The sequence below is a fragment of the Pseudomonas sp. NPDC087817 genome, assembly GCF_044742875.1.
In the GTDB taxonomy this organism is placed as follows: Bacteria; Pseudomonadota; Gammaproteobacteria; order Pseudomonadales; family Pseudomonadaceae; genus Aquipseudomonas.
Genome location: NZ_JBIUVJ010000065.1, coordinates 18,160 through 28,095 on the forward strand (window position 1 = coordinate 18,160; position 9,936 = coordinate 28,095).

Sequence of the window (9,936 nt, forward strand, 5' to 3'; positions counted from 1 at the left end):
TCATGGCGGTATGAAAAATTGAGTTTGTTCTAACCTATCAGGCGCCTTATTCATGTCATCCACGTTTGTCAGTCATCACTTTGATACTTCGATCGTGACGCGACCCTTCCTCTGGCTGGTGATCTACACCGTCGTCACTGGCGCGCTATATTTTCTCGTCACGCACTATCCGATGGGCGCGGTGCGGGTGATTCAACCGACAGGTTTTGACGCGCACATTGCTCGACTGCCTTACACCTTGCCGCTGTACCTGAGCTATGTATTGATCATGCCGGCACTGGTGCTACTGGGGCGGCGCCGCGAATGGCTGTTGCCCGCTTTTTTTGCGGCGGCCGTGGCGTCCGGAACCTGCCTGCTGAGCCACTTGTTCTGGCCAACCATGATCGAGCGTCCGGAGAACTCGTCGCAGTGGCTCACGTGGTTCTACCAACTCGACTCACCGCTGGCCGCCTCGCCCAGTGGGCACGTGGCTTTGCCGGTGGCGATCAGCGTTGTCCTCGCTTGCCTGCGCGTCCGTACGGCCTGGCTCTTCAGTCTGTGGAGCGTGGTGCTGGGGATTACCGTGTTGACGACGGGCCAGCACGTGCTGCTCGACGTGGTGTATGGCGCTGCGATCGGCGGCTTGGCAGGCCTGTTCACCGTCATGCTCAAGCGCCTGAAAGTGGATCTGCGCAGCATGGCGGCGATCCTGCTGGAATGGCTGTGCATCATCGTCACGTTGCGCATCGCCCTGTACGTGGGGGACTGGCGCCTGTATGGCGTGGCCTTCGTGGTGATTGCCGCGCGCCAACATGCGCTGTTCATCCTGTACCACGACGCGACGCACTATCACCTGACCCGTCATCGCACGCTCAACGACTTTCTGATCAACCTGGCAATCGGTGTGCCGGGAATGGTCCCGGTGGAATTCTATCGGCCCCTGCACCTCGAACATCATCAACAGACTGGAACCGCCAACGACCCGGAGCGCCGCTTTTTGTATCACCGCCAGCCTTGGGATTTCCGTCCACTGAGCGGCAAATTGTTGCTGCGACAATTGCTCGGGGATCTGTTGCTGATCAACACGCTGCGCAACCTGCGCGCCTACAAGGCGGCGGGCGGAGCATCCCCGAAGATGACCCGGCCGGCATTGGCAGCCGGTGTGATCTGGCTGGTCCTTTTATCTTTCATCGCTTGGCAGACGTCGGCCCAGACGATCTTGTTGGTTGTTTTTTTCTGGTTGGTGCCACTGGCCACGCTGGGCACCCTGTTGCAGAAAATCCGCAGCATCGCCGAGCACAGCGGCGGGCCGGACATGACCCCCGGTTGGCGGGAGTGGACATATGCATGGAAAGTCGGGTGCGTAGGGCGGTTTTTCATTTGGCCTTATCACATCAATCTGCACCTGCATCATCACCGCAGTGCCAACCATCCCTGGCATGTTCTCCCGCGTCTGGTTACGGCTGATGAAGCGTTGCTGGACTCACGGACGCTGCCCTCGCTGCTCTGGTCGGGGATGAACAAGAACCGTTGATCCAGCCTGCTTCCCGGGCAGCAGCGCAGACGTAAAGAGCGCCCCACGTTTTCAACTTGCAGCTTCGCCCTTGGGGTTGCTGGCAATCAGGCTGGCGCCGCACGCGGTTTTCATCCCGTGAAGCGCCACTGCGATGCCGCCGACATCCAACAGGGCGCTGCCCTGCGTGATCGGGAAAACCCCTTTGCACAGTGGGCAAACCACCTTATGACCAACACCGGACATGGGTTTGCCGTTCAGGTCCGTCTGGTTGAAAGCTTCAAGAACGGTGCCACCATGACTGGTGGAGTCGCCGAGCCGAATGATGTCCATGGCAGCAGGCCTCCTAGAGATCGTCCATCCAGTTGGTTTTCGGTTTCTGGTCGGCGAGGAATTCTTCCAGCGTGTGATCCTGTTCAATGACATGCATTTTTGGCGCCGAATGGGCATTCGGTGCGGCTGGCGGCTCCTCGGTGCTCGCGGTCTGTGGCATCAGGTTGACGCCGAAATGATCATTGCCTGAAGGCTTTTTGCCGGGCGTTGGCGAGGTCACGGCAATGATCGTTGCCTGGTCAGGGCGGCGCATCGGAATGACCACGCTGGTGTCCGCGTTCAGATAACTGGCCATCGTTGCCAGGGTGAGGCCGACAAACGGCGAGGCCGAGCCAGTGTCGCCCAAGCGCTGGGTCAAATCGTAGCTCTCGCGCGAATCGAGCAGGTCTAGCGGACTGTGCGCGGCGGTGAGCGCTGGCAGCAGTTCAGCCAGAGGTGTGGTGTTCAAGCCACCATCAAAGAAAACTCGAGCCGGTTTTTGAGGGAGCCCGTCAGTAGCGCTTTTCCAGCCTGCGGCCAGTTTGACGGTCAAGGCTTCGCGCTTGAGGCGTTCTCCGTTGTCAGGCCGTAGCAGCGACACGGTGACTGGTCGATGCAGTTTGGCCAGCACGGGCAGCGCGTCCCATTGCTCGAAAGCGCGTTGAGTCCATGGTTGAGGAATGAACTCCGACGGTTGGAACTCCACAGTTGGTTTACGTGCGCCCCAACCGGAGAATTCCGGGTCGATCTTGTTCTCGTTCACCTTCGCGAACTGGGCGTAATAACGCAGCCATTCCACGCGCTCGGGACGGCCGACGACCAAGGCGACCATTGAGTCGGTGAGTTCGCCGGGTTGTCGTGGCCCGGTGCCGAGGCCGATGGGTTTATTACCTTTCGTGCTCAACGCCAAGGCCATGTTGAAGCCTTCATTGGCGTAGACCAGCAGTGCCGGCAAATCTGGATTGTGCTCGAAGGTCTGGAACAACGTCTCCAGTAAATCTTCGGGGGTATCACTGCAGACAATTCCGTCCTGCATATTACGAATGCGATGCCAGTGCAACCCGGCGGGGCCGCGCAGGTCATTGACCATCACCGACAGGCTTTTCCGGGTTCTTTCAGGCGTAAAGCGCAGATTCGGTGTATCGGGTTTCCAGCCACGAACCACGGTCACGGTCGGAATGGGCCATTTCTCCAGGAAATCGCGCAAGCCCAGCTCCAAGGCATCTGCCTCCCTCTTCTCAGAGGCGGCATCCTTGTCATCGGCGGTTACCGGGTACTTCTTCGGGTCCATGGGCAGGATGCTGCCGACGTGCAGGGCTTCGGATTGTTTGGCATTTTGTTCTTGCAGGGTTTGCCAGGCCTGGCCTTGGCGGTAAACGTCAAGGCTCATTCCGATGCTGAGCACATCGAGAGTTTCCAGGCGAGGCGAAGTGGCAGGGGCGCGGTAACGAGTATCAGCAGGCATGGCGGCGGCCTCCTTGGCCGAAGTATAGGAAGCCACGGGCGAAGCCGGGCTGGCAAAGCAACGAGTAGCCGTCAATAAATGTTCAGCCGATTGAGCCAGATGGCTGGTCAGCAGAAGGCTGGTGAAAGACAGGTACGTAAATAGCTCGCGCATCAAGGGACACCGCCAAAACGAATGGGCTCGCCATTCTTTAGTTCAGTTCGCGTCTGCGTGGCCACCAATGCGGGCATTTGATCCTTCACAGCGTCAGGCAGCTTGCCACTCTTTCGATAGATCACCGTGGCGTCGATCAGCGGTTTGTTTTCATCCTGAAGATAAAGCGCCTCCACATCATCATCCGGTCCGTCACTCTGTAATTCCGCGTCAGCCTGGGCCCTGCCTCTGGCGCGGGTGCTCCCACAATCCAGCCGCCAATCCGCAACACGACACAGATACGCATAAAAGGTCGCATCATCAACGCTCTCACCTGCACCAATTGCCACGTCATAGGCCAGCACTTGTCGGCTATGTTCAGGGTTGTTGGGAATGGATGAGTGGAAAGACAGAGCTTCCGAGTATTTCTCGCCTTGCAGACGTATACGCGCGTCGTACGGTGTTTCCCCGCGAGTGATGAGGACCTTGCCGTTACCTTGAGCCCGAGCGACAAACACATGGGCGCATTCCGAGGCTTCCTTGCCCTCGTTGCGGGCCTTTTCGACGCTTTGGATGTCTTGTCCATATTTGAAAGCCAGGGCTTCGTCCAGTGTCTCCTGTTTGGCGTAGCGTGGGTTTTTCGGCTCCCAGCCGCCATTGGCCACGCCGATCGAGGCATCGACAGGGTCCAGTTTGTCCTTCATCTGGTACACCCCGCTTTTGGAGCCTTCTCCCGGGGCTGTGATAACGCCATCGTTGGCAAAGTTCACGTCGCCCGCGACTGGCAATTGAGGCGCGGTCAAGACCACGCTGGCGCCCTTGTCCAGGCTGCCAACGGGTATTCGGTCCATGAAGCCCAGGCCGGTGTCTTCCCAGGGTTGCTCGCTGTCCTGGCGCAACAGGTAGACGTAGGGAGGAACGTGCTTGCCGACGGATTCTTTCTCGCCGTTACGCTTACGCACGGTAAATACGCGTTGGTGGAAACGTTGTGGAAGGATCTTGCGCGCAGGCTGACCATCGACCTCTTCACCGATCCCCTGCCAGCCGATCCCCTGGACGTTCTTGAGGCCAACCGTCTGATCCTGAGGCGTGAAATAGAGAAAGGTGCAGCCGCGGTTGTCACGCTCGTTGAAGGTGATCTTTTCTCCGCGGATCGTGGTTTGACACGCGGCCGTGCCCGTCCAGCCAGGCCCGCCAATCGCTCCGTAACCTTGCTTGTTTTTCAGGGCGACACCCGACAGAGCCGGTACCGGATTAGGGCTGCCCGCGATGAATTGCAAGATGCCGTTGAGCGTAGCGATACGCGCGCCGGTCGTTTGCTGACCGCCCAATTTCTGGACTTTATCCATATTGGGCTGAAACAGGCTGTAGGGTGAGTTGAACATGACCACGCCATCGGCCGGTCTGGCACCGTCTTCTTTGAGGAATGCATGGGCCAGCAGCGTGAGCAGCGTGCCCTGACTGTGGCCAACCACATTGATCGTATCGTTCGGATGACGTTTGTGAATGATCTTGATCAACATGGCCAGGCGCATGGCAGCCAGCACCATGTAGCGCCGACCGGCGGCTGAAAACAACGGGTGGGTCATGGTGCCGCCGATTTTGTTCAGCGAGATGAAGCCGAGCAGCATGCCGTTGAAACCCTTGCCCCACATATCCGGCAGATTGGTGGTGGCGTTGGCGAACTGGCCGCCCTCCTTGGTACCGGCCTTGTCCAGGCGGTTGCCGTCTCGATCCAGCCACTGACCGTGCTTCTCGTCTTTCTGAATGAACGCCTCTTCCTCGCGAAACCCCCAATAAAATGGCACTACCACGCTGCGCGGCTGGCATCCCTCGCTAGTGGTTCCTGACTTGCGACGAAAGTACACGGCGTCAGGGTTAATGGCCTTGCCGTCATCATCGTCGGGCACACTGTAGCTGGCCGGCAACAAATATCCTGGGTTGTTCGCGCCGTTGGGGAAGGTACGCGGCATATCGAGGCGTTCGTTCAACCCCGCGCACAGCCCCTGCTCAATACGCGCGTAGCAACCCGCCAGGTCGTTGACGCCGTGCACGAGGATCGTCACACAGGGCTTCGGTGGTGGTGGAATCAGGTGGATATCGCCACCGCTGGGCATGGTGATCGATTGGCTGGAAGCGATCTTTTTCGGCTGGGTAGGATCAGTCATCGCCCATTTCCTCCTTGAAAATTCCATTGGTCTGCGCGTGGGGGCAAGGTCATGACGGATTTGTCCGCTGGCGCCTATTGGCGCTGCGCCTCAAAAACGAAGGGGTCGCCCTGATTCGGGAAGTGCAACAGGTACTGCACCACCGGTTTTTTTGCTTGGGGTACCCGGTAATCCACTTGCAGCCCGGTCGGATTGTTTTCCAGCTCTGCCCCAAGGTATGCGTTTTCCGGATAGCTGAACTGATTGCCGGGCGCCTTGCGAATGGCCGAGCAAGAGGAGAAAAGTCGCGGTAACGCGTAGAGATGCTGGTCGTGTACCAGCAACACCAGGGGATAGCGACTACCGTAGCCACTGCTGACGTAATGCAACTCCAGGCACGTTGAGGCGCCTTGGCGCCAAGCCGTGGCGGTCGCCACGTTTTCCGGATCGATGGGGTCACCGACGGGCCATTGCGGCGAGGCGAGGTTGACCGCCTCGCGCAGCGGCCAACTTTGTTTGCCGACCGTCAGGGCCTCTCCGTCAAAGACAATGACGGGTGTGCCTTTGGGCGGGTCGAGCTTCAGTTCGTCGGGCGCGCTCCACTGCGCATCCTCAAAACGTTCAAATGCCGGGCGCATGGCGTTGACCCACAGGCAATGCCTTGGCGATTCAGAGCAAGGCCTGGCCAGCTCGCTGCCGTCTCCGGCGAACAGGTTGTCGCCCAGCGACCGATAGAACGCACGGTAATCGGTGAACTGTACCGGGGCGGCCTGCGCCAGAAAGGGCAGGCCCGCAACGAGAAACAGGCTCAGACAACGGGTGAGTTTGCTCATCGATATTCCTTGGCGCCGGTTGCCTTGATGTACTCCGGATTGGTGGTCCAGAAGATCGTTTTGCCGATGGCGGCAGTGGACCGGTATACGTGGTTATAACGCCCCCGCTCGCGGACATTGACCATGGTGTTGGTCTTTTTGTTGAGCTGCTTCCAGTAGGTGATTTTTTCCGGCTTCGAGACTTGCGCAACACCGAAAATGTTGTGCGAGGGGGAGCCGTAGTGGAACCCGTCTGAGTGTCGGGGGTTGGTCGAATCCTTGATATCGATGCCATCCCACCAGTAAGCACCATTGGAGGGATCATTGCCGCGCTGGGCGAGAGCATCCCGCGCACTCTCCACTGCCGAGCGCATGTTCGGATCTGCATTGATGTCCGCTTCCGAAGCCGCCATGAGTTGGTTGTAACGCTCATTCTTGCCCCGCGCTGCAACGATATAACTGTCCCCGGTCTCCTTGAGCAGGCTGGCGACGTCGGCCAGCCCCCACGCGCGCATACGGTTGGTCACCGTAAAGCAAATGCCGCGGACTTCCTGCGGATTGTTGTCCGTCGAGGCTTCGCCATATCCGATGGCCGCGAGTTTGCGCACCTGTGGCGTGATGAGATCAGGCATTTTGTGTCTCCTTTACCGGCCACGACTCCAGCTCCAGCTCCATGTCAGCGGGGAAGTCAGGCGTGCGATCACCGGATCCCTCGGCCACGACTTCCCCGGCGGACATCACCTTGAAGTGGTGTGGCGCGGGACCACCCTGGTCATCCTTGAATTCAAAAAACTGCACAATTTCCTCCGCCTCGTCAGCAGCACCAGCACCGGCCGCACTGGCGGCTGCCCCTGCGCCTCCTCCCGCCGCGCCTGCCGCTGCGGGGGCGGGCGGCTTGAGCATGGCGACGTTGGCAATGCTCATCACATCTTTCTGCAGCAACTGTGTGGCGCCCTGAGCATCCGTCACGCCTTCGACCACTTCGCCATCGGACAGGGTTATTTTGTACGGCATGTTGGGCATCGCCGACGTCCCGTCGATCTGCTTGAGCATGAAGCGTCGCTGGGTATCGCCGACTTTGAATTTCGGCAGTTCGGCTTCCAGGCTGGTCGCACCGAGCAGGCTGTGCTTGGCCGCTTTGACGATCAGGTTGCCGGGCATGCCCAGTTCGATATTGCCGCCCTTGAGGGTGATGTAGGCCCCGCCACACATCAGGGTGATGTGCTCTTTGGCCGACACCAGCACATGCTGGTTGCTCGCGCTGACTTCCACACTCTGATCCGCCTCCAGGCGGATGTTGTTTTTCTGCGCCTGCAACAGCATTGGGCCCTGGTGGGTGATCTGGCGCATTTCGCCGCTGTGGGCAAATATCCCCAGGTCGCTCCCGGCATTGAGCACAAACTTCTGCCCCGAGGTCTGTTGCTGATTCTGTTGGGCAATGGTGTCGATATGCTCACCCGCTGCCACCGTGATGCTCTTGGGGGATGCCGCCGCAATGCCGGCTTCACCGCTCATGGCAATCGCCGGATTGCCACCGTTGGTCTTGCCCGACTCGTCGTTCGCGCCGTTGCCCAGGTCGCGAACCGCATCGCTGAGGGTTTTCTGCGGTGCCTTGTCATGGCCGACACCCTGGTTGTCCTGGGCGTAGTCCCCCAAGTCCTTGGCCAGTTTCAACGCCGCTTCCAGTACCTGTATGACCGAGCCGCGATTGAGGTGGCCGCCGCTGGCGTTCATTTGCTCCTCGGTACTGAGCAGCAGACCTTTGGCCGCCCGCAGCGCGCCGTGTTCGTCGGTGCGCAACTCGAAACCTTCGCCGCGCGGCTCACCACCGCTCGGCCGCGGATGCGTCAGGTAACCCAGATGCAATGCGGTGCTGCCGTGATCACTCATCAAGGCGGCACTGATCTGCTTGGTAGTGTCGTCAATGCGCAGTTCGTTGGCCCGACTGCCCTTGTATTCCTTGCTTTTGATGGTACTGAGAATCTTGTGATCGGGCAGTTGGTAAGGCGGCATGTTCGTTGCCCGGTACGTGCGACCGGTAATGATCGGCTGATCGCAGTCGCCGTCCAGGTAATCGACGATGACCTCCTGGCCGATGCGCGGGATCGCCATATGGCCCCAGTCCGCGCCCGCCCAGTTCTGCGCCACGCGCACCCAGCAGGAGCTGAATTCGTTGTTCTTGCCTTCCCGGTCCCATGGGAACTGGACCTTTACCCGACCAAATTCATCCGTGTAGATCTCTTCCCCGTCCGGCCCGGTCACCGTCGCAATTTGCGGCCCGTCGACAATCGGTTTGGGCATCGGCGGGGTGCGCCATTCGGTTTCTTCGCAAACGATCTCTGCGACAAAGTCATAACTCACGCCGACATCGGCACCGGCGGACTCTTCTTCCTGACTGGCGTGCTGGATGCCCTTGTGAGTGATCCTCAGCGAGCGCCACCAGCGATTGAAATCTTCTCGGGGGTGGCCGGTGAGCTGGAAAGAGAAACCCGGGATCAGGCGCGGATCGTCGCCTTCGACAACGGCGATCCGCGCGTCGCCACGGTGCCCCAGCAAGCGATTCTGGGTGAAGGGTTTACCGGCAGCGGTGGCCTTGTAGCGGCCCGGATAGTCATAGCGTTCGTAGTTAGGCGTTTGATGTTGCAAATCATCGCCGGCGAAGTTCTGCTGCTGGTCGAAGGTCGGGCGCTTGAAGGTGTAGTCGCGTTGGGTCTGCTCGGCCGTGCGGACGTTCTCGGTGTAACTGAACGCATAGAGGACGGGTTGCGTGGCATCCGCTGCAGGTTCAGTGGTGTAGAGCACCGGAGCGCCTTGAATACGCTCCTGCACATAGAGTTTGTCGCCCTGGATCAGCGTGTGAGTGCTTTCATTGCATTTGAAGAAATAGAACAAGCCTTCTTCATTGGACAGCCGATCGAACAGGTACAAGTCGGTGTCGCCGACCTGCGTACAGTATTCGCGCGGCAAATGTTCGCTGTTGATGTGTTGCTGATAGTCGAGGATGCCGTGCTCGCTCAACACGGACTTGATGATGTCCGGCACGTTTTTCTGCTGAAAAATACGCCAGTTGGAACTCAGGGCGAGGCGAGCGAGTTGTGGTTCGACAACGGCGCGATAACGCGTGCGGCGAAAGCCGGTTTTGCCTTGTGTGAAGCTGGACACCAGCCCGTGGACATGGCGCACGACCGTGCCGCCCTGCCAGATCGTGAGTAGTGAGGGCTGATCGAGAACCTTGCCGAAATCGATGTTCGGGTTGTGGCTGGCCAACTCGATGCTGAGTCGAAAAGGTTCACAAACGGCTTCCTCCAGCGTGAACTCTACGACCTCGAACTCCATCTGCCCTGACAACACGGAAAACGTGAACTTCAAATCCCTTTGACGCATTGAACTGTTCCTTGGTCAGGTGAGAAAGAGAGTCCGCACATCAACTCTGCAAGACATCCATCACATCGACCAGCAGAGCTGGCCGATGTGTGAAACGATCAGCCGTAATTAAACGACTGGAGCACGCCAGTCATCGGAACCCGAAGTACCGGATACTTCGTGGGTCCAGGTGATTTTGCGGTAGGTGAACTG

General features: G+C 59.1%; 7 protein-coding genes and 1 pseudogene. 1 reads left to right on the forward strand and 7 read right to left on the reverse strand.

Translation table 11 applies throughout. The annotated features are described in order from the left end of the window. Positions 1–52 precede the first annotated feature (52 nt). Positions 53–1,513 carry a fatty acid desaturase gene (locus ACIONG_RS25745; protein WP_401303502.1) on the forward strand — a complete coding sequence of 487 codons (1,461 nt, stop codon included), beginning with the start codon at positions 53–55 and terminating at the stop codon, positions 1,511–1,513. Positions 1,514–1,564: 51 nt separating this feature from the next. On the opposite strand, the gene ACIONG_RS25750 is transcribed toward ACIONG_RS25745, so the two are convergent. From ACIONG_RS25750 to ACIONG_RS25780, 7 genes and pseudogenes are all read right to left on the reverse strand, one after another. Beyond that, entirely contained in the window at positions 1,565–1,825 is a 261-nt protein-coding gene (locus ACIONG_RS25750) for a PAAR domain-containing protein (protein ID WP_054048120.1), read from the reverse strand. Between the two features lie 13 nt (positions 1,826–1,838). Continuing rightward, positions 1,839–3,422, reverse strand: a complete 1,584-nt coding sequence (locus ACIONG_RS25755) for a DUF2875 family protein (RefSeq protein WP_305888149.1) — start codon at positions 3,420–3,422, stop codon at positions 1,839–1,841. After that, positions 3,422–5,569 (reverse strand): DUF3274 domain-containing protein, encoded by a 2,148-nt coding sequence (locus ACIONG_RS25760; protein WP_401303505.1) that lies wholly within the window; start codon positions 5,567–5,569, stop codon positions 3,422–3,424. The genes ACIONG_RS25755 and ACIONG_RS25760 overlap by 1 nt, the downstream gene beginning before the upstream one ends. 74 nt (positions 5,570–5,643) lie before the next feature. Then, on the reverse strand, positions 5,644–6,381 hold the full coding sequence (locus ACIONG_RS25765; RefSeq protein WP_401303507.1) for a hypothetical protein: 738 nt from the start codon (positions 6,379–6,381) through the stop codon (positions 5,644–5,646). Beyond that, a complete protein-coding gene (locus ACIONG_RS25770; RefSeq protein ID WP_103303085.1) occupies positions 6,378–6,992 on the reverse strand; it encodes a hypothetical protein in 615 nt (204 codons plus the stop codon). The genes ACIONG_RS25765 and ACIONG_RS25770 overlap by 4 nt, the downstream gene beginning before the upstream one ends. Then, positions 6,985–9,744 carry a type VI secretion system Vgr family protein gene (locus ACIONG_RS25775; protein WP_401303509.1) on the reverse strand — a complete coding sequence of 920 codons (2,760 nt, stop codon included), beginning with the start codon at positions 9,742–9,744 and terminating at the stop codon, positions 6,985–6,987. Before ACIONG_RS25775 ends, ACIONG_RS25770 begins: the two co-directional genes overlap by 8 nt. A 108-nt stretch (positions 9,745–9,852) precedes the next feature. After that, a pseudogene (locus ACIONG_RS25780) lies at positions 9,853–9,936 on the reverse strand (type VI secretion system tube protein Hcp); the annotation flags it as partial.